This window comes from Fibrella musci (assembly GCF_041321105.1).
In the GTDB taxonomy this organism is placed as follows: domain Bacteria; phylum Bacteroidota; class Bacteroidia; order Cytophagales; family Spirosomataceae; genus Fibrella; species Fibrella musci.
In genome coordinates this window covers 295,597-320,249 of sequence record NZ_JBGGWD010000006.1, presented here as the reverse complement: position 1 = coordinate 320,249, position 24,653 = coordinate 295,597, and the positions used below count along the sequence as shown (strand labels likewise).

At 55.8% G+C, this 24,653-nt stretch carries 16 protein-coding genes; 10 read left to right on the top strand and 6 right to left on the bottom strand.

Annotated elements, in window-relative coordinates; translation table 11 throughout:
- The first annotated feature begins 42 nt into the window (after positions 1-42).
- The 4 genes from ACAW74_RS20675 (at position 43) to ACAW74_RS20660 (ending at position 5,414) form a co-directional block, all read left to right on the top strand.
- Positions 43-405 (top strand): DUF2237 family protein, encoded by a 363-nt coding sequence (locus tag ACAW74_RS20675; RefSeq protein ID WP_370700131.1) that lies wholly within the window; start codon positions 43-45, stop codon positions 403-405.
- 52 nt (positions 406-457) lie between these two features.
- Positions 458-2,023 carry a sensor histidine kinase gene (locus ACAW74_RS20670; protein WP_370700130.1) on the top strand — a complete coding sequence of 522 codons (1,566 nt, stop codon included), beginning with the start codon at positions 458-460 and terminating at the stop codon, positions 2,021-2,023.
- A gap of 148 nt (positions 2,024-2,171) precedes the next feature.
- Entirely contained in the window at positions 2,172-4,532 is a 2,361-nt protein-coding gene (locus tag ACAW74_RS20665; RefSeq protein ID WP_370700129.1) for an ABC transporter permease, read from the top strand.
- A gap of 99 nt (positions 4,533-4,631) precedes the next feature.
- Positions 4,632-5,414, top strand: coding sequence for an ion transporter (locus ACAW74_RS20660; RefSeq protein WP_370700128.1), 783 nt, complete (start codon positions 4,632-4,634; stop codon positions 5,412-5,414).
- A 91-nt stretch (positions 5,415-5,505) separates the two neighbouring features.
- Here the strand turns inward: ACAW74_RS20660 and ACAW74_RS20655 are convergent, their stop codons facing one another.
- Complete coding sequence (locus tag ACAW74_RS20655) at positions 5,506-6,663, bottom strand: pyridoxal phosphate-dependent aminotransferase (RefSeq protein ID WP_370700127.1); 1,158 nt, start codon at positions 6,661-6,663, stop codon at positions 5,506-5,508.
- A gap of 361 nt (positions 6,664-7,024) precedes the next feature.
- Here ACAW74_RS20655 and ACAW74_RS20650 point away from each other — a divergent pair, with 361 nt between their 5' ends.
- Both ACAW74_RS20650 and ACAW74_RS20645 read left to right on the top strand, forming a co-directional pair.
- The gene (locus ACAW74_RS20650) at positions 7,025-8,176 is read left to right on the top strand and encodes a zinc-dependent alcohol dehydrogenase (RefSeq protein ID WP_370700126.1); all 1,152 of its coding nucleotides are present in this window, start codon (positions 7,025-7,027) and stop codon (positions 8,174-8,176) included.
- 11 nt (positions 8,177-8,187) lie between these two features.
- The gene (locus tag ACAW74_RS20645) at positions 8,188-8,751 is read left to right on the top strand and encodes a hypothetical protein (RefSeq protein ID WP_370700125.1); all 564 of its coding nucleotides are present in this window, start codon (positions 8,188-8,190) and stop codon (positions 8,749-8,751) included.
- Between the two features lie 88 nt (positions 8,752-8,839).
- Here the strand turns inward: ACAW74_RS20645 and clpB are convergent, their stop codons facing one another.
- From clpB to ACAW74_RS20625, 4 genes are all read right to left on the bottom strand, one after another.
- A complete protein-coding gene (gene clpB, locus ACAW74_RS20640) occupies positions 8,840-11,500 on the bottom strand; it encodes an ATP-dependent chaperone ClpB (protein WP_370700124.1) in 2,661 nt (886 codons plus the stop codon).
- Between the two features lie 220 nt (positions 11,501-11,720).
- Complete coding sequence (locus ACAW74_RS20635; RefSeq protein ID WP_370700123.1) at positions 11,721-12,356, bottom strand: hypothetical protein; 636 nt, start codon at positions 12,354-12,356, stop codon at positions 11,721-11,723.
- A 188-nt stretch (positions 12,357-12,544) separates the two neighbouring features.
- The gene (locus ACAW74_RS20630) at positions 12,545-14,320 is read right to left on the bottom strand and encodes a RagB/SusD family nutrient uptake outer membrane protein (RefSeq protein WP_370700122.1); all 1,776 of its coding nucleotides are present in this window, start codon (positions 14,318-14,320) and stop codon (positions 12,545-12,547) included.
- Positions 14,321-14,383: 63 nt separating this feature from the next.
- On the bottom strand, positions 14,384-17,653 hold the full coding sequence (locus ACAW74_RS20625) for a SusC/RagA family TonB-linked outer membrane protein (protein WP_370700121.1): 3,270 nt from the start codon (positions 17,651-17,653) through the stop codon (positions 14,384-14,386).
- Between the two features lie 295 nt (positions 17,654-17,948).
- On the opposite strand from ACAW74_RS20625, the gene ACAW74_RS20620 reads away from it, so the two are divergent.
- Complete coding sequence (locus ACAW74_RS20620) at positions 17,949-18,818, top strand: PE-PGRS family protein (RefSeq protein ID WP_370700120.1); 870 nt, start codon at positions 17,949-17,951, stop codon at positions 18,816-18,818.
- Positions 18,819-18,928: 110 nt separating this feature from the next.
- On the top strand, positions 18,929-20,407 hold the full coding sequence (gene crtD / locus ACAW74_RS20615; protein ID WP_370700119.1) for a 1-hydroxycarotenoid 3,4-desaturase CrtD: 1,479 nt from the start codon (positions 18,929-18,931) through the stop codon (positions 20,405-20,407).
- 68 nt (positions 20,408-20,475) lie between these two features.
- On the opposite strand, the gene moeB is transcribed toward crtD, so the two are convergent.
- A complete protein-coding gene (moeB, locus tag ACAW74_RS20610; protein ID WP_370700118.1) occupies positions 20,476-21,615 on the bottom strand; it encodes a molybdopterin-synthase adenylyltransferase MoeB in 1,140 nt (379 codons plus the stop codon).
- Between the two features lie 214 nt (positions 21,616-21,829).
- On the opposite strand from moeB, the gene ACAW74_RS20605 reads away from it, so the two are divergent.
- Positions 21,830-23,314 carry a DUF1800 domain-containing protein gene (locus ACAW74_RS20605; protein ID WP_370700117.1) on the top strand — a complete coding sequence of 495 codons (1,485 nt, stop codon included), beginning with the start codon at positions 21,830-21,832 and terminating at the stop codon, positions 23,312-23,314.
- Between the two features lie 95 nt (positions 23,315-23,409).
- Positions 23,410-24,639 carry a DUF1501 domain-containing protein gene (locus ACAW74_RS20600; protein WP_370700116.1) on the top strand — a complete coding sequence of 410 codons (1,230 nt, stop codon included), beginning with the start codon at positions 23,410-23,412 and terminating at the stop codon, positions 24,637-24,639.
- Positions 24,640-24,653: the final 14 nt, after the last annotated feature.

The window sequence follows — 24,653 nt, the reverse complement described above, 5'->3', positions numbered from 1 at the left end:
CTTTTTCCGTTACTTTATTGGCCTGTTAACTTCCATTTGGCTATGCCTAAAAATGTACTGGGCGGCACACTTACCTGCTGCTGTACCCGCCCCCTTACGGGCTTTTACCGCGATGGCTTCTGCCGGACCGACGATCAGGACGAGGGGCGGCATGTCGTGTGCGCCATCATGACCGAGGCCTTTCTGGAATTCACCCGTTCGCGCGGTAACGACCTGACTACACCCCGGCCTGCCTTTCAGTTTCCGGGTCTGAAACCCGGCGATCGCTGGTGTTTATGCGCGCTACGCTGGCGCGAAGCCAACGATGCGGGTGTGGCGCCGCCTGTGCTCCTGTCCTGCACGCATGAACGAGCCTTGCAATACATTGATCTGAATGCACTGCGGAAGTTAGCCTTTGAGGAATAATCGGAACACAAATAGTGTATCTTTACCTAACTCCGTAACTTCCTCTTCCGTCATGAACGCCTCTGTTTTCTACGATTCGCCACCGAGCATAAGCCCTCCTCAATCGGGCCATGACACTCAAATTGAGCTACTTAGAAGCATTGTTGAACACACGGCATCAGCCAACTCGCTTTGGGAGCCCGTCTGGGATGAACGTGGTCAACTCGTCGATTTCCGCTACGTATTTATCAACCCGGCAGCCGCTCGTTATTTACATAAAACCGCCGATCAACTCGTCGGAAAGCTGGTCAGCGAAGAAGTACCAGGCTTCAAGACCGACAAACACTTTGATTTGTTTGCCCAGGTTTTTCTGACGAATACGCCCCTTCGCCGGGAAGTCCTTCACCCCTCGCTAAAACGGTGGATGGATGTTTCGGCCTCGCGCGTGGGCAACAACCTGCTGATGTCGTTCTACGACACGCACGAGATTCATCTGGCTGCCGAACGGAATCGGGTTCAGGCCGAACTCCTTCAGCGGGTCGTTGACCATTCGCCATCGGGCATGATTTTGTTAGAAGCCGTGCGCGATGAGTCCGGAGCCATTATCGATTTCCGCTACTTGCTGACCAATCAGCTGAACGCTACCCTGACGAATCGGTCGGTGGAGGAAATGACCGGGCAGCTGGTGTCAACGCTCTTTCCGAATTACCAGACGATGGAGTTGTTCCAAACGCTGGTGCACGTAACCAACACGGGTGAACCTGTCGAAAATACATTCGACTACGATCGATTTGGCGTTAAGGGCACTTTCGACGGGTACTACGTGAAGCAAGACGATGGCGTGCTGTTTACGTTTGTCAATGTCACGCGGCTGCGCGATCAGCAGCAGCAGCTGGAGCAGATGAACCGCGATCTGGCCCGTTCCAACGAGAGCCTGCAACAGTTTGCCTACATCGCCAGCCATGACTTGCAGGAGCCGCTTCGGAAAGTGCAGTCGTTTGGGCAAATGCTCGCCGATCAGTATGGTACTCAGCTTGACACCAACGCCATTGACCTGCTGGCCCGGATGCAGGGCGCAGCCAAACGCATGTCGGGTCTCATCCATGACCTACTCAACTACGCCCGCCTATCGACCGAAAAAGACCCCTTCGTAGCGGTCTCGCTCGGTCGGCTGGTCGATGAAGCGCTGAATGATCTGAACCTGCGCATTCAGGCAGCACAGCCCACCATCGAAATCGACCCGCTCCCGACAGTAGAGGGGCGACCGGTGCAGTTGCTACAGGTCTTTGAGAACTTACTGAACAACGCGCTGAAATTTCAGCCCGCGGGTCAGCATCCGCACATCAGGATAAGCTGCCAGCCCGCCGACCCAACCCAACTCCCCGCCAATCTGGCCAGGCATAAGTCCTACTGGCAAATCGACGTGGCCGACAACGGCATTGGCTTCGATCAGCAGCATGCCGAGCGCATTTTTGAAGTGTTCCAGCGGCTACACGGCAAAAACAAGTTTGTCGGCACCGGCATTGGCCTGTCGGTATGTCGGCGCGTGGCCGAAAACCACGGCGGCACCATCATCGCAACCAGCCAGTTAGGGAAAGGAGCTACATTCTCGGTATTCCTGCCCAAAGCAAGCACGTGAAGTGGGGCCACTACCTGCCCGAGACCATTGACCGTTTTGCTGTCCAAAACCGGACACGCAACCCGAAACGCTCGTTTGACCGTCAACAGGTTATCAATATGGCCTGTATCTTGTGCGTGGCTTTCACGACACGCACCTTGTTACGTTTATGCTTCGTTCGTACCTGACTATCGCCCTGCGGACGCTCTGGCGCAATCGCACGCAGAGTTTTATCAATGTATTGGGTTTATCGCTAGGTATGGCCTGTGCCTTACTGATGGCCCTTATGATCGTAGATGAACTTAGCTACGACCGTTTCCATGCTAAAGGCGACCGTATCTACAAAGCCTATAACCGCAACACCTTCGAGGGCAACACCCACTGCTGGTATACAACCCCCGCTCCGCTTGGCCCAACGCTGAAAGCCGAATACCCGGAAATTGCGGCCACCACCCGCGTCAGTTGGGCAGACAAATACCTGACCGCCAATGGCGACAAAAAAGTATCGCTGAAGACGCCTTTCGTCGACCCCGATTTCCTGACGATCTTCAGCTTTCCGCTACTACGTGGCGATGTAAAGAAAGCCCTCAGCACCCCAAAATCGGCCGTATTGACCCAGTCATCGGCCCAGAAATTGTTTGGCGATGCCGACCCGCTGGGTAAGCTCATCCGGATCAACAACCAGTTTGACCTGATCGTGGGCGGTATCATCCAGGACCCGCCCACCAACAGCGAACTGGCTTTCGACATGCTGCTGCCCTGGTCGTTCATCAAAACCATTTATGGCTACGATGACATCTACTGGGGCAATAACTCCTACCGCACCTATGTCGAGCTGGCGCCGTCGGCTTCGCTGGAGACGGTAAACAAGAAAATCCGTGACATCACGATTCGGCACTCTAAAGGCGACGAAGACAACGAGGTGTTTCTGTACCCCTCGGCTCGGTGGCGGCTATACGGCTATTTTGTCAACGGTGTTGAGTCGGGCGGGGCAATCGTGTACGTACGGCTGGCGGGCTACATTGCCCTGTTCATCCTGCTGCTGGCCTGTATCAACTTTATGAACCTCAGTACTGCCCGTTCAGAGAAGCGCGGGCGCGAGGTGGGTATCCGGAAAGTAGTGGGGGCCAATCGGTCGTCACTGGTAGGGCAATTTCTGGGCGAATCGCTCCTGCTCACGTTGGGGGCGTTTTTGCTGGCTATTGTGCTAGCCCAACTGGCGCTGCCCGGCCTCAATGTGCTCATCGACAAGCAACTCAGCATCCCTTACGACAGCCTGTCGTTCTGGTTGGGCTGTTTGGCACTGGTGTTACTCACAGGTACGTTGGCAGGCAGCTACCCGGCCTTTTTCCTCTCGGCAATGCAGCCTATCCGGGTGCTGAAAGGGCGCATCAATCTGGGACGGGGGAACCTCACGCCCCGGCAGGCGCTCGTGATTTTTCAGTTTGTGATTACGGTTACGCTGCTCATCTGCACGGTGGTGGTGAAGCGGCAACTCAGCTACACGCAGGAACGCGACATGGGTTACGACCGCGACCGGCTCGTATACACGCCAATGGTGGGCGATATTGGCAAAAACTACGACGTCATTCGGTCCGAACTGTTCCAGCAAAATGTGATCACGGCTATGTGCAAGACCAGCAACCAGATTTCGCAAAGCTCGAGCAATACCTGGGGACTGAACTGGCGCGGCAAACCTGAGGGCAGCAAGATCACTTTCGACCAGATTGGCTCACCCGCCGGCTACGTGAAAACAATGGGCCTGACGCTCACGGCCGGCCGCGACCTCGACAGCCAAACGTACCCAGCCGATTCAAACGCCTGCCTTATCAACGAAACCGCGGCGAAAGTCATGGGCTTCAAAAACTCGTTGGGCGAGGAGATCCGGAATGGCGACCGCAGCTATCGGATTGTGGGCGTTTTCAAGGATTTCATCTGGGGATCGCCGTTCCACGAGATTCCGCCCATGTTTGTCAAGGGTAGCTATGGCTCCGACTACATGCACTACCGCCTCAACCCCAAACTGCCTACGCAGGTGGCGATCCAGAAAGCCCGCCTCATTTTTCAGCGGCATAATCCGGCCTTTCCGTTCGAGATAAACTTCATCGATCAGGAGTTTGAGCGCAAGTTTGACCGGGTTCGGTCGATTGGGCGTATGGCCGATGTGTTTGCCATTCTGGCCGTTGTTATTGCCTGTCTCGGCTTGTTTGGTCTGGCTACGTTCATGGCCGAGCGCCGCACCAAAGAGATTGGCGTTCGGAAAGCGATGGGCGCCAGCATACCCAGCCTCGTCAGCCTGCTCAACCGCGATTTCCTGAAGCTGGTGGTTGTCGCGATCCTGATTGCGATGCCTCTGGCGTGGTGGCTGATGGAACGTTGGCTACAGGACTACAACTACCGCACCCCGCTCGACTGGTGGCTCTTCGCCGTTGCGGGTGGGCTGGCTGTGCTGGTGGCTCTGCTGACGGTGAGTTACCAGAGCATCAAAGCCGCCCTGACCAACCCGGTCGAGGCCCTGCGATCGGAGTAAGCGAACGACTGAGCGAATGGCAGCTTGTACGGCTGCCATGCTGGCGTCAGCCTGTTCGGTGGCTCGCTCGTTCAGTCTTTCACTCTTTATTTTTGCCCCATGCGCCGCACTTTGTATCGTATTCTGGAAACCTCGGCCGGTAACCGGCGGGGCGTGAGTCTGGTGTTCAATATCGTATTGATCACGATCATCACCCTCAACGCCATCGCCATTGTGTTGCATACGGTGCCGGCTATCAATGAGCAATACGCCCGGCTTTTCTACGATTTCGAGCTGTTTTCGGTCTTGTTTTTCACCGTCGAATATGTGCTGCGCGTATGGGTGTGCGTCGAGAATGACCGTTATCACCACTGGTTTTGGGGCAGGCTCAGGTACGTGTTTTCGACCAGCGCACTCATTGACTTGCTGGCGATTGCGCCATTCTACGTCACGCTGTTTGCGACCGATCTGGCCATCATCCGGATTCTGCGCCTGTTCCGCATTTTCCGGCTGTTCCGCGTCTCGAAATATTCGCACGCCTACCGGATGATCCTGAGCGTCGTGCGCGACAAGAAAGAGGAACTGCTACTGAGCCTTGCCATGATCATTTTCATGCTCATCATCCTGTCGAGCGTTATGTATTACGTGGAACACTCGGCTCAGCCCACGGTTTTCTCCAGCATCCCGGCCACGATGTGGTGGGCGATCAACGCCATGGCGACGGTTGGTTACGGCGATATTCACCCGATCACTGCCCTCGGTAAGGCCATAGCGAGCGTTTCGGCCGTGATGGGCATTGGCCTGTTTGCCTTGCCAACGAGTATTCTGGTATCAGGCTTCAACGAGCACATCCGCTACCGAAAAACGCCCCCCCGCTGCCCGCATTGCGGGAGAGAGATTTAATGCGTTTGGCGTTTCGGGTTTAACGTTTCGAGTTGGCTGACGCACGTAGCTACGCAAAACGTTAAACCCGAAACGCCAAACTTTACCTTAATTACGATATTGTTTTCAGCGCGTCGGCGAAGGCCTGCATCTGCGGCAACGTACCCAGACTAACGCGGCACCAATATTGGCCGTCGAATTTCCACTGCCGGATACCTACACCCTGATCCATCATTTTGGCGACGAAATCTTCGCCCTTCATCCGGATCGGGAACATCATGAAATTGGCGTCGGAAGGCAGCGGCGTATAACCTTCTTTCTTGAGTGTCTGCTCCAGAAACACCTTCGATTCGGCGGTTTTTCCCAACGACCACTTGATAAACTCGGGGTCGTTGAAGCTTACCATCGCCGCCCGTAGCGACGTCATGCTCAGGCCACCGCCATTGGGCGAGAACGGGGCAATCTGGGCGATCATGTCGGGTTTGGCAAGCAGGTAGCCAATACGAAGCCCTGCAAAGCCGTGTACCTTCGAGAACGTCCGGCTGATGATGACATTCTTACCGGCCCGCACCAGATCGACCATGCTGGCCGCAACGGGGTCTTTTACGTAGTCGATATAGGCTTCATCAACAAACACCGGCGTCTTATCGGCCGTGGCAGAAATGAAACTGCGCAGTTTGGCCGGGTCGGTCAGGATGGCCGTGGGGTTGTTGGGGTTGCAGAGATAAACCAGGCTAGTTTTGCCCGAAATACGCTCACTGATCTTTTGCAGATTCTGGTCGTAGCCGTCTGCCGCCACAAGAGGTACTTTTTCGGCCATCATACCGTGCTTGATCGCCGCTCGGGGGAGCGCGTCGAACGTCGGGTCGGGATAGACGAGGTTGTTTCCTGCGGGGGTTTTGTAGGCAAAGTACATGGCGGTCGCGCTCAGCAACTCGCCCGACCCGGCGCCCAGCAACACACACTCTTCAGGTACGTTCTCCCGCTGCGCCACCATCGCCCGAAAAGCGCGGGCATGCTCCATAGCGTAGAGGTAGCCATCAGGGGCGGCTTCCGCGATAGTTTTCAGCACCTTAGGTGATGGGCCGTACGGGTTTTCGTTAGCCAGCAAACGTGCTTTGAGGGCAGGTTTACCACCCGGAGGCACAGTGCCCAATGGCATAGGAGACGGGCTATCCAGCCAGGGTTCACAATAGGCAGCGGGGGCCGAGGCAATGCCTAAGCCCGACAACAGACCAGCCCGGAGCCAGTCGCGGCGATTGAGTTGCATACGGAATGTTGACGTGTAAAAAAGAACAGGTTGTATTCTGATAATCCGTAGAACAGGCTGATACTGACGGTCTTGTTGTGGCTTCAATCTACAACAGAAAAAGCTGTCCACAATTAGCTTATTCTGTATTTATAAAAATTCAACAAACATTATTTGGATAATTATAAAATTTACCAACATATAGTCTGCTATCAAAAGAAAGAGTTGATAAAACGACAAGTTGACTGGTCATCAGGCAGTACAAATATCTTCAGCGCCAACAGTGGAGCCGTATTCTCACTAAACCAGCATCACCTAAACACAAACAAACCTATAGGGTTGGTATATTATTACACAAGAAGCCTGTTAAACGAACGTCTCTATGTTAGCTATGAATTACCGGGGGCCCCGGCGAGTCCGTATGGACAATAAGCCCATGCCCGAAATCCTGCATCCGGAAGACGCTATCGTGCGGGTAACGCGCTCTTGCATCTGCGGGTCTGATCTGCACCTGTACAACGGCAACGTACCTGACACCCGCGTGGGGACCACCTTTGGCCACGAGTTTACGGGAATTGTGGAAGAAGTCGGCTCCGAGGTGCACAAACTCAAGGTGGGAGACCACGTACTGGTCCCCTTCAATATCGCCTGCGGCAAGTGCTCGTTTTGTCAGCAGGGCCTCTACGGCAACTGCCACGAATCGAACTCGCAGGCTACGGCCGTGGGTGGAATTTTTGGCTACTCACACACGGCGGGCGGCTATGATGGCGGACAGGCCGAATATGTGCGGGTTCCCTACGCCAACGTTAGTCCGACGGTGATTCCACCCGGCATGGATGTAGACGATGCCGTCCTGCTCTGCGACGTGGTGCCTACGGGTTATCAGGCTGCCGAGATGGGAGGTATTCAACCGGGCGACACGGTCGTGGTATTCGGTGCGGGGCCGGTCGGTATTATGGCGGCGCGGTGCGCGTGGCTGTTTGGAGCCGGTCGTGTTATCGTCATCGACAACGTCGACTATCGGCTAGAGTTTGTCAAGAACTACGCGCCGGCCGAGGTGTATAACTTCGATGAGATCGGCGATGTGGTGCTGTTCATGAAAAAAGCCACCGATTGGCTGGGTGCCGACGTCTGCATCGACGCCGTAGGGGCCGAAGCCAATGGGAGCCTCATGCACAAACTGACGGGACAGGCGCTGCTACAGGCGGGCGCGGCAACCGCGCTGCATTGGGCCATCAACTCCGTGAAAAAAGGCGGTATCGTTTCCATCGTGGGCGTCTACGGCCCCACTGGCAACATGGTACCGATTGGTAACGTCGTAAACAAAGGGATTACCATCCGGGCCAACCAAACGGGCGTCAAACGCCTGCTACCCCGGCTGATCGAGCACGTACAGAATGGTGTGCTCAACCCCAAAGCCCTGATCACACACCGCCTCCCGCTGGAGGAAGTCGCCGAGGGCTACCACATTTTCTCGGACAAACTAGACAACTGTATCAAACCGGTACTGATTCCGCCTAAAGCTGGCATCTAAACACAAGGAGCATGGAAAGCGTAGCAGAAAAAAAGCAGCAGGCCGAAGACAACAACGCCGCCCGCGGGCGCGACATGGCGGCCAAGTTCACGCACATTAAAGGGTGGGGTATCGATATGAACCCTAAGAATGACCCAACGTACCCAATCAAAGACCCGCGCACGGATGTTGAACAGGAGGGATACACCTGGCAACGACCCACCCAGCAGGCCGAGACCGTAGAGATACTGCACTCCAACGAGCGACCAAACCTCAGCGCCGTATTTGGCACTGTTGCGCCGCCGTCGGGCCTAAGTGGTATGTTGCGCCGGTATGCCTTCACGCATAGCGAGTCGCGCCTGATGCACTGGATTCCGCTGGTTGTGGCCGATCGGATCAATGTAGTGGAAGGTATCATCGACGACCTGATGCACGGCACAGTGCCGAACATCCCGAAAGAGAAAGGCCTGAAAGCCGACCTGGAGGTGAATCAGACGGGCTTAGCGACGAAAGTACTCGTAACAGCCCTCATTGCCACAGCAGTCGTTGGCCTGTTCGCCTACAGCCGCAACGACCGTAGTTTGCGGAGACGGTAGACACGATTTTCCGGCATTGGCAAGATTACCATGCATGCAAAACGCCCGACCGTAGTGGCCGGGCGTTTTGACTTTATTCCTAGGTACGTTACTCAAGTATGGGTACAACCTTGTCGAGGTTGTAGAAGATGATGTCGTCTTTGCCGTCTTCGGTTTCGTTCATCATCATGCCGACAATGGCGTTCTTCTGAATCCGGCCCGACAAAATCTCTTTCGACAGGGCATTGAGAATACGGCGTTGCAGCACCCGCTTCAGCGGACGAGCCCCAAACTGCGGGTCGAAGCCTTCGCGGGCAATGAAGTCCAGCACTTCGGTGTCGGCTTCGAGAATAATGCCCTGCTCGGCCAATCGGTGCTGAATCTGCCGGAACTGGATCTCCATGATCTTCCGTACTTCGCGGCGCGTCAGTGGCTGGAACATCACCAGTTCATCGATCCGGTTCAGGAACTCGGGGCGCAAGGTTTGCTTCAACAACTCAAACACATCGACTTTCGTGTCCTCGATCACCTGCTCGCTGTTCTGATCGGTCATGTCGGCAAAGCGCTCGCGGATGATGTGCGAACCAATGTTCGACGTCATGATGATGATCGTGTTTTTGAAGTTTGCCACGCGCCCTTTGTTGTCGGTCAGGCGGCCATCGTCGAGCACCTGCAACAGAATGTTGAATACATCGGGGTGCGCTTTTTCAATCTCATCGAGCAGAATCACGCTGTAAGGTTTGCGGCGAACGGCTTCAGTCAGCTGACCACCTTCGTCGTAACCCACGTAGCCCGGAGGCGCACCAATGAGGCGACTGGCGGCGTGGCGCTCCTGATACTCACTCATGTCGATGCGAACCAGCGCGTTATCGTCGTTAAAGAGGAACTCGGCCAACGCTTTTGCCAGCTCGGTTTTACCAACGCCCGTGGTACCCAGGAACAGGAACGAACCAATGGGGCGTTTGGGGTCCTGCATACCGGCGCGGCTGCGGCGCACAGCATCGGCGACCACCTGAATGGCTTCTTCCTGCCCGGCAACGCGCTTGCCCAATTCGGCTTCGAGGAACAGCAGTTTGTCACGCTCCGATTGCAGCATCCGGCTCACGGGAATACCCGTCCATTTGGCTACCACCTCGGCAATATCTTCCGACGTCACCTCCTCCTGAAGCATGCGATCCGCCTGATCCGAACCTTGTTCGGTAGCGCTGGCATCCTGCAACTCGTTCAGGCGTTTTTCGAGTTCGGGAATGCGGCCATAGCGAATCTCGGCCACCTTGCCGTAATCGCCCGCCCGTTCGGCCTGCTCGGCTTCGATACGCAGTTGATCGAGTTGCTCTTTCAGCGTACGCCCTTCGTTGACCGACGCTTTTTCGGTTTCCCAACGGGCCTGCAATTCGGTACGTTGCTCGTTGAGGTCGGCGATCTGCTTACTCAACAGCGACTCTTTGTCTTTATCATTTTCCCGGCGAATGGCTTCGCGCTCGATTTCGAGCTGCATAATGCGCCGGTTCAGTTCATCCAGTTCTTCGGGCACCGAGTCGATCTCAAGCCGCAGCTTGGCCGCCGCCTCGTCCATCAGGTCAATGGCTTTATCGGGCAGGAAGCGGTCGGAGATATACCGGTTCGACAGCTCTACGGCAGCGATCACGGCGTCGTCTTTGATCCGCACGCCGTGGTGCAGTTCATAGCGTTCTTTGATACCCCGCAGAATCGAGATGGCATCAGCCACATCGGGTTCATCGACCAGCACGGTCTGGAACCGGCGTTCAAGGGCTTTGTCTTTCTCGATGTATTTCTGGTACTCTTTGAGCGTGGTAGCGCCAATGGCGTGCAGTTCGCCACGCGCCAGTGCCGGTTTCAGCAGGTTGGCCGCGTCCATGGCGCCTTCGCCACCGCCACCCGCCCCGATGAGCGTGTGGATCTCGTCGATAAACAGCACGATCTCGCCGTCAGAGTCGGTTACTTCCTTGATCACCGCTTTGAGGCGCTCTTCAAATTCACCTTTGTATTTGGCACCCGCCACCAGCAAACCCATGTCGAGCGACATAATGATCTTCGACTTCAGGTTTTCAGGTACGTCGCCCTGCACGATGCGCTGGGCTAGTCCTTCTACAATGGCGGTTTTACCCACGCCGGGTTCACCCAGCAACATGGGGTTGTTTTTGGTGCGGCGGCTCAGAATCTGGAGCACCCGCCGGATCTCTTCGTCACGGCCAATAACGGGATCAATTTTACCGTTACGGGCGCGTTCGTTCAGGTTTATCCCGTACCGCTCCAGCGATTGGTACGTTGCTTCCGCGTTTTGGTCTTTCACAGGGTTGTTCTTGCCACGCAGTTCCCTGATGGCATCTTTTAAGGTCTTTTCGGTAAAACCGATGTCTTTGAGTAAGGTGGCCACGGCATCTTTACCACCCACGAGGCCCAGTAGCATCATTTCGACACTGACGTACTCATCGCCAAAGTCTTTCATCTGGGTTTGAGCCCGTTGCAGCGCAGCATTCAGCTCATTGCCCAGGTATATGCCCGACGGATCACCACCCGACACGGATACTTTTGGGTAGCCGTTAACGATGGCATCGAGCGCCAGCGTCAGGCGTTTGCTATCGGTGCCAAGTTTCTTGGCCAGAAACCCGACGGTATTCGGATCTTCTTCTAAAATGGCTTTCAGCACGTGGCCCGTCTCAACGGTTTGTTGCTGATTGCCCTGCGCCATCTGAGCCGCGTGTTGCACGACTTCCTGCGCCTTTATGGTGTAGTTGTTGACATTCATGGCTTAGGACCGGGCTCCCGGTTAGTTGCTTACGACGTATCCTAAACAAATCCCGAGCCGATGCTGTTTTCCAGCCATTTTGGCCGATTTTACGTCAAAAAACCAGCAAATCGCGCCAAAATGACAAGCTGGGTACGTTAAAGAGCGAGGGCGCTGCCGAACCATCAGGTTGATGATCTGGCAGCGCCCTCGCTCTTTTGACTCGTTTATTAAATGGCCCTTACCGCACGCTACCGTTTAGCAGCATTTTGCCGGTCAGGTCCTGCTCGATGGTGATGTAGCCGGGGTAGTTCACGGCTTTGTTAAACAGATCAAGTGTGGGTTTGATCTTGATAGTCACCTTCGAGGGCGCCGTCGTCTGGTCGCCGCTCAGGTTACGGAACAGGTTGGTGAACGCCTCGCGGGTGGCGGGGTCGGTAAGCAGTTCGTAGGCATTGGTTTGCAGGCGAACCGGCACCACCGTGCGGCCACCGGCGGGCTGCACCTCGATGCGCTGATTGATGAAACCATTGGCAAACTCTTTTCCAGACAGCAATACCTTGTATTCAAGCTGGTTCAGCGCTGCCAGTTTGTTGGTTGGGTTCATCACTTCCAGGTTCACCCGCGCGCTGAATGGAATGGTACGCGCCAGCAGGCCCGCCGCCAGCCGGGGGTATTTCAACGGATTGATGTCTTCCAGCTTGCTGATGTTGCGGAACTCGCGCACATCATAACCGGCAACAAACATGCTATCGGCCGAGAGCACGTTGTATTTGCAATCGCCGAGGGCTTTGGCTTCGCCAATCTGACGGCTGACACCACATTGATAGAAGAGCGCGGGCAGGGCCAACAGCGCTATCAGAAGGATCTTTTTCATACAGTAAATGGAACGGATTTGGAACCGCGTTTGCGCAAGCCCCATCAAAACAACACCAGTTTGACGAAAAAGGCTGGCGTAGGTTTAATTTTTGAGCAAATACGCCCGACAGCAAGGCGATTCACGATAACCCCTATATACAAAAAAGCCGTGACAGGGCTGTCACGGCTTTCAAGGGGTCGGTTCGCTTAATAACCTGGATTCTGCTTCAGCACGCTTGCGCCCTGAATGTCGATCTGGGCTTGCGGAATGGGCAGGTACTCATCCCGATTGGCCTTAAACTTAGCGCCACCGAGGGTTGTCGGCAATTTGGCTCCTTCGTAGGTCAGGTACGCGTTGATGGTTGGCTCAGCAATGCCCCAACGCACCAGATCAAAGAAGCGGTGGCCCTCGTCGCCCAATTCGAGACGGCGCTCGAAGCGTACGGCCGTCCGGGCAGACTCCTTGCTGGCAAACTGCGAAGCCGGGTACTCGCTGATTACGTACTTGGCGGCAGGGTCTTTCGAGAAACCACCTTCTGGTTTAGCTGGATCGGTAAAGGCCTTCACAAAGCCATCGGGGTTGGCGGCCCGCTTCCGCACCAGGTTGGTGTATTCGAGCGCTTTCGTCAACGAGCCTACTTCGATTTCGCACTCAGCCGCCATCAACAGCACGTCGGCGTACCGAATCAGGGGTACGTTCAGGGCCGTGTAGCCGGGCGTCCATGAGCTGTTGTCCTGAAGCGAGCCTTTATCTGCCTTGTAGTACGTAAACTTCTTGGGCGAATAGGGACCACCGTTGGGTTGGTTCCGAATCCAGTCGGCGCCGGGGTGATTCTGCCAGTCGAGGTACGGAATACCACGGCGACCTACCGTGTGGTCAAGACGCGGATCGAGGTTCCCGGTTTCAGGCGCGAAGGTTTCTTTCGACAGCACGCCCATGTCGTTTTTCACCTGGTTGGCGCCGGTGTTATACGACCCATCGAGTAGCGGCAGGCCGTTGGCAGTGGTGCGGAACGAGTTTACGTATTCGAAGCTGGGCTGGTTAAAGCCGCAGCAGTTCCCCGGACCGTTGGCCCCCGTGTTGTAGGGGTAGTTCAGGTCAAACTCAGGGTTGGCATTGTTGACACTACCGGTGTTGGCCGCTGCCTGAATCGCGAAGATGCTTTCTTCGTTGTTATCGTTTGAGGCTTTGAACAGATCGGCATATTTGGGCACAAGGCCGTATTTCTTACCATTCGAAGTCTTCCCATTGGCGATCACCAGATCAAACAGGGCTTTAGCTTCAGCGTATTTTTTCTGATACAAATACACTTTGGCCAGCATAGCGGCAGCCCCCCATTTGTTGATCCGTCCGGCAGCGCTCTGCGTTTCGGGCAGGTTATCGTAGGCATATTTGATATCCGCTTCGATCTTCGGATATAGTTCCGTGTTGTTAGCCACCTTCTCGATACCCGTGCCGTAGTCGACACTTTCGTCAATATATGGCGTGTTGTTGAACAACCGTTTCAATTCGAAGTAGTTGAAACCCCGCAGGAAGCGGGCCTCAGCCGTGATCCGGGTTTTGTCGGCGGCCGTTACATCTGGGCCCGCGCTGGTGAGCAACCGAAGCGTCGCATTAACCCGGCTGATGGCTTCATACTTCCGCTGCCACGTTTGCCCAAGTTGATCTGAGGTTGAAATGGTTTCGAAGCGTTGCAGCGGGTTGATGCTCGAGAAGTCACCAGGGTCGGTGCCTTTGTTGGCGTCACCGCCGCGAATACCGCCCCATACCCAGTTTGATGCCGACGCCAGACGCTCGCCCCGGCCGTTCAGCATCGAGTAGGCGCCAATCAGTGAGCCTTCGATACCGGCTTTTGAGTTCAACTGAATATTACTCAACTGACCCGTAACTGGCACTTCCAGGAACGTGTCTTTACAGGCTACCACCATCAGCGAGATGGCCGTGGTTAGCCCAACGATAGCATGTTTGTTTGTGTATTTCATTGTATTGCCTTGAATGGGCTGGCCAACGACGCGAGCGCCTTTGCCAGCCAGCGATGAGTTTGATTAGAAGCCAATGCTGACACCACCCGTGAAGCTGCGCGTGATGGGGTAGTTGCCCACGTCGATACCGAAGTTGGTGTCGGCGTTACCGCCTACGCTGGGGTCGAGGCCCTGGTATTTCGTGATCGTAAACAGGTTGTTGGTCGAAGCGAACACCCGCAGCCGCTGAATTTTGAGGCGCTCCAGGAAGCTGGTGGGCACGTTATACCCGATCGACAGGTTTTGCAGGCGGAAGTACGAACCGTCTTCTACGTAGTATGAGTTCGACTGGGTGTTGGTGCTGAAGTTCGACGCCGATTCGAAAATGGGCACTGTAGCGTTGACGTTCTGGGGCGTCCATGACTCCTTCACGCGGGCGCTGATGGCCGCACCGGCAAACGACGGGTAGAAATCGGTGAACCACTTCGATACGTTGAAAATCTTGTTACCGATTGAGGTGTAACCGTAGGTTTCCACGTCAAAGTTTTTGTACGTAAAGCGCAGGTTCAGACCACCCGTGAATTTAGGCACGGGGCTGCCCAGGTACGTCCGGTCATCGGCCGTGATTTTACCATCACCATTGATATCGGCGTAGCGGAAACGACCCGGCGCGGCACCGTCCTGTGTGGGGGCCGAGGCCACTTCTTCTTTGCTCTTGAACAGACCCAGCGTCTGATAACCATAGAACGCCGAGATCGAGTAGCCCAACTGGTTACGGATCGGGTTGATGCCGCGGAAGCCGGGGTTTACCGTGGTCAGGTACGTCAGGCCGGGGGCCAGGTACGTGATTTCGTTTTTCAGGAAGCTACCCGTCAGGTTGGCTTCGTAGCCCACTTCGGTTCCCAGTTTGCCGCGCGTGATCACCTGAATGTCGAGGCCCTGGTTCAGCATTTTACCGATGTTTACCGACGGTGCCGAGGCATACGTACCGATTACGTCGGGGATGGGCACAGCAAACAGCAGGTCGCGGGTATCTTTCCGCCACAAGTCGAAGATCACGTCCAGTTTACCGTTGAAGAACGTACCGTCAATACCGATGTTGGTCGTAACAGACGTTTCCCACTTCGCATCAACGTTACCAATCCGTGACCGGTAGTAGCCATCGACGGTGCTTGAGTTTGAGCCGTTGATGTCGTAAGCTGAGTTACCCAGGTTGGCTGCATAGAGACTAAACTGGTTGTTGGGGTCTACGTTATTTGAGTTACCCATCAGCCCGTAGCCGCCACGAATCTTCAGGTCGGTAACCCAACCCACGTTTTTCATGAAGTCTTCGGCCGAAACGCGCCAAGCTGCCGAGGCTGCCGGGAATACGCCATAGCGGTTGTTAGCACCAAACCGGCTCGATCCGTCCCGGCGAACCAGGCCCGTCAGGATATATTTATCGTTATACGAGTAGTTGACGCGCCCAAACAGTGAGTAGAAATTCACTCCCAGCCCATAACCGCTGGTTACGGTACGGCCCGTAGCCGACACGGTTGCCAGCGTGATGTAGTTGGGGTCAAACGAGAACGGGTTCTGGCCGTTGCCGCTCATGTTACGACCGATGCCCGTGTTCAGGGCTTCCTGACCAGCCAGCACGTCTACGTTATGCAGACCAAACCGGCGTTTGTAGTTGGCCGTGTTGGTGAATACCCAGCTGTAGGCGTAGTTGCTGAACTCGTTATAGCTGGTAGCGGAGTTGTTTTCCGAGTTTTCGTATTGCAACCGGCCATAGCCAACGCCGTACTGCCCATTGTACTGGCCACCAATGCTGCTGCGCAGGGTCAGGTTGTCGATCGGGTCATACTCCACATAGAGGTTACCAAAGGCGTTGGTCTGGAAGTTGTTGTCGTTTTCCTGACCCATGCGGCTGGCTACCGGGTTGCGCGGGTTGTTAAACCCTTTGGCCGCCGTACCAGCATAGCCACCAAACTCATCATACACCGGAATGATCGACGGCATCCGGAACGCGGCCAGAATGTCGTTTTCGTCAGCGGCTACACCCTGACCACCACTGGCACCACCCTGCCCACGCACCGACCGGTAGGTGAACTGGAGGTTTTCGCCAATTCGAATCCGCTTCGACAGATCAAACTCGGTGTTGGCCCGGAACGTGTAGCGTTTGAAGTCGTTGTTCAGCAGGATACCCTGCTGCGTTTGAGCACCCAAGCCAATGTAGTAGCGGCTATTTTCGCTGCCGCCTGAAAAGCCCAGTGCGTGGCGCTGTAGGGGCGCTACCCGAGTCACTTCCTTATACCAGTCGGTACCCGCTTTGTTAGCCCGGACGGTCTGATATACCGTACCGGCAGCGGGGTTCACGTTGTAGTTCTGCCGGGCGAAATTCAGGTCGATATTGCCTGCTACACCGTACGAAACGCCAGGAGCGCCGTTGGCGCCCGGCACCGTTGCGATCAGATAGTCGGGAATAACCGGCGATGCACCCGTACCAAACTGCGGGTGATTGTAAACCGGAGCCGTACCAGCCTGCGTACCTGTGTTGCGGAATGCATTCCAGGTCCACTCTGCAAACTCCTGCGGGTTGAGCATCGCCTGCCCTTTACCCGGATCCGTTACGCCATACTGGCCATCGTAGCTGATCGACAGCTTGCGGGCCTTGCGAGATCCTTTTTTGGTCGTATACACGATCACGCCGTTGGCGGCGCGCGCACCGTAGATCGACGCCGACGCGGCATCTTTCAGTACGGTTGTGGTTTCGATGTCATCGGGAGCCAGAAAGTCAGTCGAGGCAACCGGCACCCCATCGACTACGTTCAGGGGCGCATTCCCCCCGAAGGCGCCAAAGCCCCGCACACGTACCTGACTGGTCGTACCGGGCTGGCCATTCGAAATAACGGTCAGGCCCGATACCCGACCCTGGAGCTGCTGCTCGACGTTACCCGACGGAACAGCCGTGAGTGCTTTTGACTTAACTGTTGCTACGGCACCGGTTGTATTGCGGCGATCGTCGGTCGTATACCCCGTCACGATTACTTCGGTCAGGGTCGTGGCATCGTCGGCCAGTTTTATATTCAGCACCGACTGATTGCCTACCACAGCCTCCTGCGAGGCGTATCCGATAAATGAGAATACCAGTACCGCCTGCCGGTTAGGTACGTTAATCGTGTAATTGCCCCCACCGTCGGTTGTTACGCCGCGTGAGGTCCCCTTCACCACCACGTTTACTCCTGGTAAACCTGCTCCTGTGTTGTCGCTCACTTTGCCGCTGATGCGAACATCCTGAGCCAACAGGGATAACGGTAAAAGAAAGAGAAGAAAGGCAAACCTGCACTTTCCGACCCATGAGTAGTTATTCATCACACCTTATTGATTTGATTAAGCACTATTGCTACGCGATGTTAAGCATATTAACTAAGCATATACTCTTTTAAATGCAACTTTTTCTTACAATTGCCTTATCTGTACATACATGGATAAAAAATAGTCCTAGTTAAGATCAAAATCGTACACATTCTGATAGGACTACGCGGTAACATATAATGTGCTCACAGAGTAGACTTTAGCGATTTGACTAGCGTTTAGCCAACTTTTTGATGTAACTATGTGTCTTACTACTACTCCACCATTGGGGCCTCATCAATCCCTACAGCCCATGAGCGTTCGTCTTTTGTGTATTTCTTTGCTTGCCAGTCTGGCGATAGCCTGCGACACCAAGACGCCATCACCCGTCGAGTTCGTGACCGAACCTACGATGACGGTAATCGATCCGAACCAGATCGATGAAGCATCGGGCATTGCCGAAAGTCGGAGTCAGCCGGGTACGTTATGGGTTGAGCAGGACGGCGGTAGCCCCGCTGAGTTGGCGTTGCTGGGCCATGATGGCAAGATTCGGGGGAAGCTGGCGATTCCGAACGCGACCAACCGCGACTGGGAAGACCTGACGAGCGGACCGGGCCCGCAAAACGGCCTGAACTACCTCTACATTGCTGATATCGGTGACAACAACGGGCAGTATGGACAATACACAATCTACCGCCTGCCCGAACCCACCTCAGTGACTGACGTACCCAAGTCGGTTGAGCGTATTTCGTTTCGCTACCCCGATGGCGCACGCGACGCCGAAACGCTGATGCTTGACCCGCAGACAAAAGACCTGTACGTAGTGTCGAAACGGGAGGCAAAGGTTCATTTGTATCGCCTGCCTTATCCCCAAAGTACTACCGAAACCATCACGGCTGAGTTGCTGGGCGAACTGCCATTCACCTACGTGACAGGCGGTGCGTTTTCGTCTGATGGTTCCGAAATTCTGCTACGTACCTACACCAACGTGTTTTACTGGAGCCGCAAGAGCGGTCAGTCGGTTGCCGACGTGTTGCAGTTGACCGATGCCCGTTCTCTCTCTTACCGCATCGAGCCACAAGGCGAAGCCATTTGTTTCGAGCGCGACAACAAGGGCTTCTTCACGCTCAGCGAAAAAGCCAACGGCATCAACCCAACCCTGAATTATTACAGCAAGCGGTAAACAAATGCACAATGAATGATGTACGATGTACAATGGAATGAGGCCGCTTCGTTAGCCCTATTCATTGTACATCGTACATCATTCATTGTGCATTTGTTGTCATCTTCAACATGAAAGCGGCCATTATTGGAGCGGGTATTGCGGGCATTGCTTCGGCGATTCGGCTGGCCACGCAAGGCTACGACGTCGACGTCTTTGAAGCCAATGCGTATCCGGGTGGCAAGCTTTCGTCCTTTGAGCAGGTAGCGCCTGATGGCGGCGTATACCGCTTCGATGCCGGTCCGTCGCTGTTCACGATGCCTCATCTGGTCGACGAACTCTTCCGGCTGGCGGGCCGCAACCCGGCTGATTATTTCCGGTATAACCGACTCGACGAAACCTGCCGGTATTTCTGGGACGACCACACCCGCCTGACCGCCTGGGCCGATCATGCCCGCTTTGCCGCCGAAATCGAATCGGTACTGAGCGAACCGGGGCAACACCTGCTCGATCACTTGCAGGACAGCGCCTTTAAATACGATGTCACGGAGAAGCTGTTTCTGCACAAGTCATTGCACCGGCTGGGTACGTGGGTGGGCCGTGATGCCTGGCGTGGGTACGTTAGCCTGCCAAAACTGGGTGTATTCGGCACGATGAATGCAGCCAACGAACGGCGCTTCCGGCACCCCAAGCTGGTGCAGTTGTTCAACCGCTACGCCACGTACAACGGCTCTGACCCGTACCAGACGCCCGCTACGCTGAATATCATCCCACACCTCGAATACAACATTGGGGCTTTTTTCCCAACTGGCGGCATGGTGAGCATTACCAACAGCCTGGTGCAACTAGCACAGGATCTGGGTGTGCGGTTCCACTTCAATACACGGGTCGACGAGGTAGTTACGAGCGGCAAGCGAGTAGTTAGGCTACGGGTCGAAGGCAGAGGGGTGGTCGAAGCGGATCTACTCATCTCGAATATGGATGTGGTAAACACATTCCGGAAGCTGTTACCCAACGCTAAACAGCCGGAGCGGATTCTGCGGCAACCCAAATCGAGTTCGGGCCTGATTTTCTACTGGGGGATCAACCGCACCTTCGACGAGCTGGGGCTGCATAACATCGTTTTCAGTAGTGATTATCGGGAAGAATTTGCGCAGTTGTTTGGGCAAAACCAGTTGTACGACGACCCGACGATCTACCTGAATATCACCAGCAAACTCAAGGCCGACGATGCCCCGACGGGCCGGGAAAACTGGTTTATCCTGCTCAATGCGCCCAACAATACCGGGCAGGACTGGGATAAAATCATCGATCAGGCCCGGCAGAATGTCATCCGCAAGCTGAGCCACGCATTGGGCGTTGATGTGGGTACGTTGATTGAAACGGAAAGCATTCTGGACCCGCGTAGCATCGAAGCCCGTACCTCAAGCTCACAGGGTGCGCTGTATGGTAATAGCAGCAACAACCGGTTTGCAGCCTTTCTGCGCCACGCCAATTTCTCCCACGAGTTCGATAATCTCTACTTCGTCGGTGGCAGCGTTCATCCCGGCGGCGGAATCCCGCTCTGCCTGCTCTCCGCCAAGATCATGAGCGATCTAGTAAATGAATAATGCACGATGTACAATGTACAATGTGGCCGAACACAGCCATTGTACATTGTACATCGTGCATTATTCATTCAATACGTCACCATATCGGGCTCGACTTGCTGGGCCCAGGCGTGAATCCCCCCGTCGAGGTTGTAGAGGTTGTTATAGCCGGCCTGCGCATAGAGGTAGTTGGCTACGTTGGCCGAGCGGATGCCGTGATGGCAATACACTACTACAGGCCGGTCGGTTGGAATGCGGCTGTGGCCCTTGCCCGCTTCCGTCGGGATCAGACTAACCGGAATCAGAACGGCGCCATCAAGGTGACAGAAATCGAACTCTTCCCGTTCGCGCACATCCAGCAGAAAAATATTTTCGCCACTAGCCAGCCGATCCGACAGTTCGCGGGGAGTCAGCTTTTGCGGCTTCCCTGTGGTGGGTTTGGTCGATTGTAGACGGGCGGCCAGTGCCTGCCGCGCTTGCTCGTCGGCATCGGCTCGGCGCCGGATACGCACCGTGCGGGTCGTGTAGGTGAGCAGATCGGTCATAAGCAGGCGGTCGGTGAGGGGCTCGCCAATACCCGTCAGCAGTTTCAGCACTTCGCTCGCCTGATACGTACCGATCACGCCCGGCAGCACACCCAGAACACCCGTTTCGGCGCAGTTCGGAATCTCCATCTGGCTTGGGCTTTCTGGAAACACGCACCGGTAAGTCGGGCCGCGCTGCCCGTCGGGCAACAGGGCGTTGAAAATAGCGACCTGCCCTTCGAACCGGTGAATGGCACCGTAGACAAACGGTTTGCCCAGCGTTACGCAGACATCGTTGACCAGATATCGCACGCTGAAATTGTCGGTGCAGTCGACTACAACATCGTAGGCGTCAATCAAGGCCCGGGCGTTGTTGAGGTCGAGGGCCTGCACGTGGGCATCCAGGCGCAGTTCGGGATTTAGGCGCTGAAGGCGGGCAACGGCTACTTTAGCTTTGGGCTGCCCCACGTCGCCGGTCGTATACAGCACCTGCCGTTGGAGGTTGCTTAAATCAACCACGTCGGGATCGACCACGCCAATCCGCCCAACGCCAGCCGCCGTTAGGTATTGAAGAACGGGACAACCTAATCCGCCCGCCCCAACGACGAGTACGCGGGCTTTCTTAACGAGAAGTTGGCCCTCGGTACCCCACTCGGGCAGGTTCAGGTGTTTTTGATAGCGGGCTTGTTCAGAAGGCGTCAGCATGGTGTCGTGTTGTGGGAAATAGTCGATTCATAAACGTCGAATGGGGTCGTTTTTTATCCAAAATGCGAAAGTTTTTTGGGCGGTCGCTAAGGCGTGGAATTGATGGTCATTCGTTACAAAAAACAAGCAATGACGGCGCGGCCCAATGATCCTTATTACCCCGTACCACTAAACCATCTCATTCGTTGTTACTCTAACGGAAATAGCCCAATCGATGATGGAACGGATCACGCAACCGCAACTACGTCATTTGTTTGCCCGCGCGGCGTTTGGTGCCACGCCCGCTCAGCTTCAGGATACCCACCGGCAGCCCGTCCGGAAGGTGGTTCGGCAGCTTTTGGCCGACAGCCAGACCTTCGAGCCGCTACAAATGCCCCTTGGTACCGACGACGCTAACCCCGGACAGCCTGTGATGAATAAGAACGAGGCCAAACAACTGATGCGCGACGGAGTGATCAGCCGGGAACAGTTGAAGGCTAAAATCAAGATGGCAGCCGTGGCGCAGCGTGACATCAATGTACAGTGGATCAACCACATGGCAACCAGCCGGGCCGCTATGCGTGAGAAAATGGCCTTGTTCTGGCACAACCACTTTGCCTGCCGCATCAACCAGAAACCCAAGCTGGTACTCGACTATGTGAATGTACTGCGGCAGCACGCGCTGGGTAATTTCGGCGAGATGCTGCTGGCTGTTTCGAAAACGCCCGCCATGCTGCAATTCCTGAACAACCAGCAGAACCGCAAAAACGCCCCCAACGAGAACTTCGCCCGCGAAGTGATGGAGTTGTTTACGCTGGGCAAGTCGACGACCGGCACACCGCACTACACCGAACACGACGTGAAAGAGGCTGCCCGCGCTTTTACGGGCTGGCAGTTTACGCCCGACGGCGAGTTTGTCTTCCGCGAGCGCGTACACGACGACGGCGCCAAGACATTGTTTGGCCAGACAGGTACGTTCCGGGGTGACGATGTGCTGCAACTGCTGCTGAAAAACCCGCAGACGGCCCGGCACGTGACCACCAAAATCTACCGGGAGTTCGTCAATGAAACTGTCAACAGCCAGCACGTCGACGAACTCAGCCGCCGATTTTACAAATCGAACTACGACATCGCGGATCTGATGGAAGCGATCTTCACGGCCGACTGGTTTTTTGACCCGGCCAACGTGGGGGCGCACATCAAATCGCCGGTCGAACTGCTGATTGGCATGCGCCACACCTTCGGGATGGTTTTCAGCGATCCGCAGCCGCAGGTGTTTATTCAACGAACGCTGGGGCAGTTGCTGCTCTATCCGCCCAACGTAGCGGGCTGGCCCGGCGGCCGCAACTGGATCGACTCGTCGAGTTTGCTGTTCAGGATGCGCCTGCCCGAGTACGTGTTCAAGAATGTGAACGTACCCATCCGGCCAAAAGACGATGGCGACGTGAACCTGCAACCGCTCGACCGCAAAGGCGCGGCGCAGTTTACGACGCTGGTAGATTGGGCCGGCTTTCAGCGACCCTATCTGGAACTGACCAACGAAGCCGCCGCCGACAGTCAGTTGCCCGAGGCGCTGGCGGCCTGTCTGCTTCCCTGGCCCCTGCACCCCGACCAGAAAGCCCTCTTGCTACGGCAACTGAAACCGGGTCAGTCGGGGCCTGACCAGATTCGCACGCTGGCCACCGCCATGATGACTTTACCCGAATATCAACTCTGTTAACCGGCCCGGAGCCTGGGGCGGAGGGCTTGGTGATGATAACGCAATCGCGTTCCGTTCCCCCAAACCCTCCGCCCCAGGCCTCAAGCCTCTCCCCCATGAAACGACGCGATTTTCTCCAACATTCAGGCCTTGCTGCGGCAGGCACCCTGCTGATTCCCTCCTTCCTGAAAGCGTTTGAGGCACAGGCTATGGCAAACCGGCAGTTGGGGCTTGGTCCCCAGTCGGGGAAGGTGCTGGTCGTGGTGCAGCTTTCGGGCGGTAACGACGGCTTGAACACGGTTATTCCTTACCGTAACGATATCTATTACCGCGAACGGCCCGGTATTGCCATTCCGCGCGAAAAGGTTCTGACACTAAACGACGAGGTCGGCCTCAACCCCGCTCTTGAACCACTACGGGCGCTGTATGACGACGGACTACTCACGGTGATCAACAACGTGGGGTACCCCAACCCCGACCGCTCGCACTTCCGGTCGATGGATATCTGGCACACGGCCAGCAATTCGGATCAGTACCTGAATACGGGCTGGGTGGGCCGTTACCTCGACGCATCCTGCTCGGGCAAAGCACAGCCCGGCGCAAAGGCGGTTGGCCCGCATCAGGCCATCGAGGTCGACGACACGCTGAGCCTGGCCATGAAAGGCGACAAGCTCAACGCTCTGGCCGTGCTCGACCCGAAGAAGCTCTACAACCAAACGCGCGGCCCGCTCATCGACGCGCTGGCGCACGCGCACGACGACGATCATCAGCAGGCCGCCTACCTGTACAAAACCCTGGCCGAAACAACTTCATCGGCGGCGTATGTGTTTGACAAGACCAAGACCGTCAGCCCCAACACGACGTACCCAAACCACGAGTTGGGCAACCGGCTGCGCACGGTGTCGCAGCTGATTCGGGCAGGCGTCGACACGAGCGTGTATTACATTTCGCTCAGCGGGTTTGATACGCACATCAACCAGCCGGGGCAACAGGAGCGGCTCCTGCGCCAGTACGGCGAGGCCGTGGGTACGTTCATGCGCGACATGAAAGAAGCCGGGCGCGTTCAGGACGTGCTGCTGATGACCTTCTCGGAATTTGGGCGCCGAGTAAAACAGAACGCCAGCAACGGCACCGACCACGGCACGGCCAACAACGTCTTCCTGATTGGCGGCACGGGCAACCGGCGCGTATTTAACCCCGCCCCGACCCTCACCGACCTTGACGAAGGCGACCTGCGTTACTCGGTCGATTTCCGAAGCATTTACGCCACACTCCTGCACGACTGGCTCGATGTAGACGACACGGCTATCCTGGGGCGGCAGTTCGACCGGTTGGGTGTGGTATAACCAGCGGTACAGGC

What these genes read in the sequence shown, in the direction of transcription:
- ACAW74_RS20625 (WP_370700121.1), bottom strand. Translation starts at nt 17,653, where the DNA reads ATGAATAACTACTCATGGGTCGGAAAGTGCAGGTTTGCCTTTCTTCTC.
- ACAW74_RS20670 (WP_370700130.1), top strand. Translation starts at nt 458, where the DNA reads ATGAACGCCTCTGTTTTCTACGATTCGCCACCGAGCATAAGCCCTCCT.
- ACAW74_RS20600 (WP_370700116.1), top strand. Translation starts at nt 23,410, where the DNA reads ATGAAACGACGCGATTTTCTCCAACATTCAGGCCTTGCTGCGGCAGGC.
- clpB (WP_370700124.1), bottom strand. Translation starts at nt 11,500, where the DNA reads ATGAATGTCAACAACTACACCATAAAGGCGCAGGAAGTCGTGCAACAC.
- moeB (WP_370700118.1), bottom strand. Translation starts at nt 21,615, where the DNA reads ATGCTGACGCCTTCTGAACAAGCCCGCTATCAAAAACACCTGAACCTG.
- ACAW74_RS20635 (WP_370700123.1), bottom strand. Translation starts at nt 12,356, where the DNA reads ATGAAAAAGATCCTTCTGATAGCGCTGTTGGCCCTGCCCGCGCTCTTC.
- ACAW74_RS20650 (WP_370700126.1), top strand. Translation starts at nt 7,025, where the DNA reads ATGTTAGCTATGAATTACCGGGGGCCCCGGCGAGTCCGTATGGACAAT.
- ACAW74_RS20630 (WP_370700122.1), bottom strand. Translation starts at nt 14,320, where the DNA reads ATGAAATACACAAACAAACATGCTATCGTTGGGCTAACCACGGCCATC.
- crtD (WP_370700119.1), top strand. Translation starts at nt 18,929, where the DNA reads ATGAAAGCGGCCATTATTGGAGCGGGTATTGCGGGCATTGCTTCGGCG.
- ACAW74_RS20665 (WP_370700129.1), top strand. Translation starts at nt 2,172, where the DNA reads ATGCTTCGTTCGTACCTGACTATCGCCCTGCGGACGCTCTGGCGCAAT.
- ACAW74_RS20675 (WP_370700131.1), top strand. Translation starts at nt 43, where the DNA reads ATGCCTAAAAATGTACTGGGCGGCACACTTACCTGCTGCTGTACCCGC.
- ACAW74_RS20660 (WP_370700128.1), top strand. Translation starts at nt 4,632, where the DNA reads ATGCGCCGCACTTTGTATCGTATTCTGGAAACCTCGGCCGGTAACCGG.
- ACAW74_RS20605 (WP_370700117.1), top strand. Translation starts at nt 21,830, where the DNA reads ATGATGGAACGGATCACGCAACCGCAACTACGTCATTTGTTTGCCCGC.
- ACAW74_RS20655 (WP_370700127.1), bottom strand. Translation starts at nt 6,663, where the DNA reads ATGCAACTCAATCGCCGCGACTGGCTCCGGGCTGGTCTGTTGTCGGGC.
- ACAW74_RS20645 (WP_370700125.1), top strand. Translation starts at nt 8,188, where the DNA reads ATGGAAAGCGTAGCAGAAAAAAAGCAGCAGGCCGAAGACAACAACGCC.
- ACAW74_RS20620 (WP_370700120.1), top strand. Translation starts at nt 17,949, where the DNA reads ATGAGCGTTCGTCTTTTGTGTATTTCTTTGCTTGCCAGTCTGGCGATA.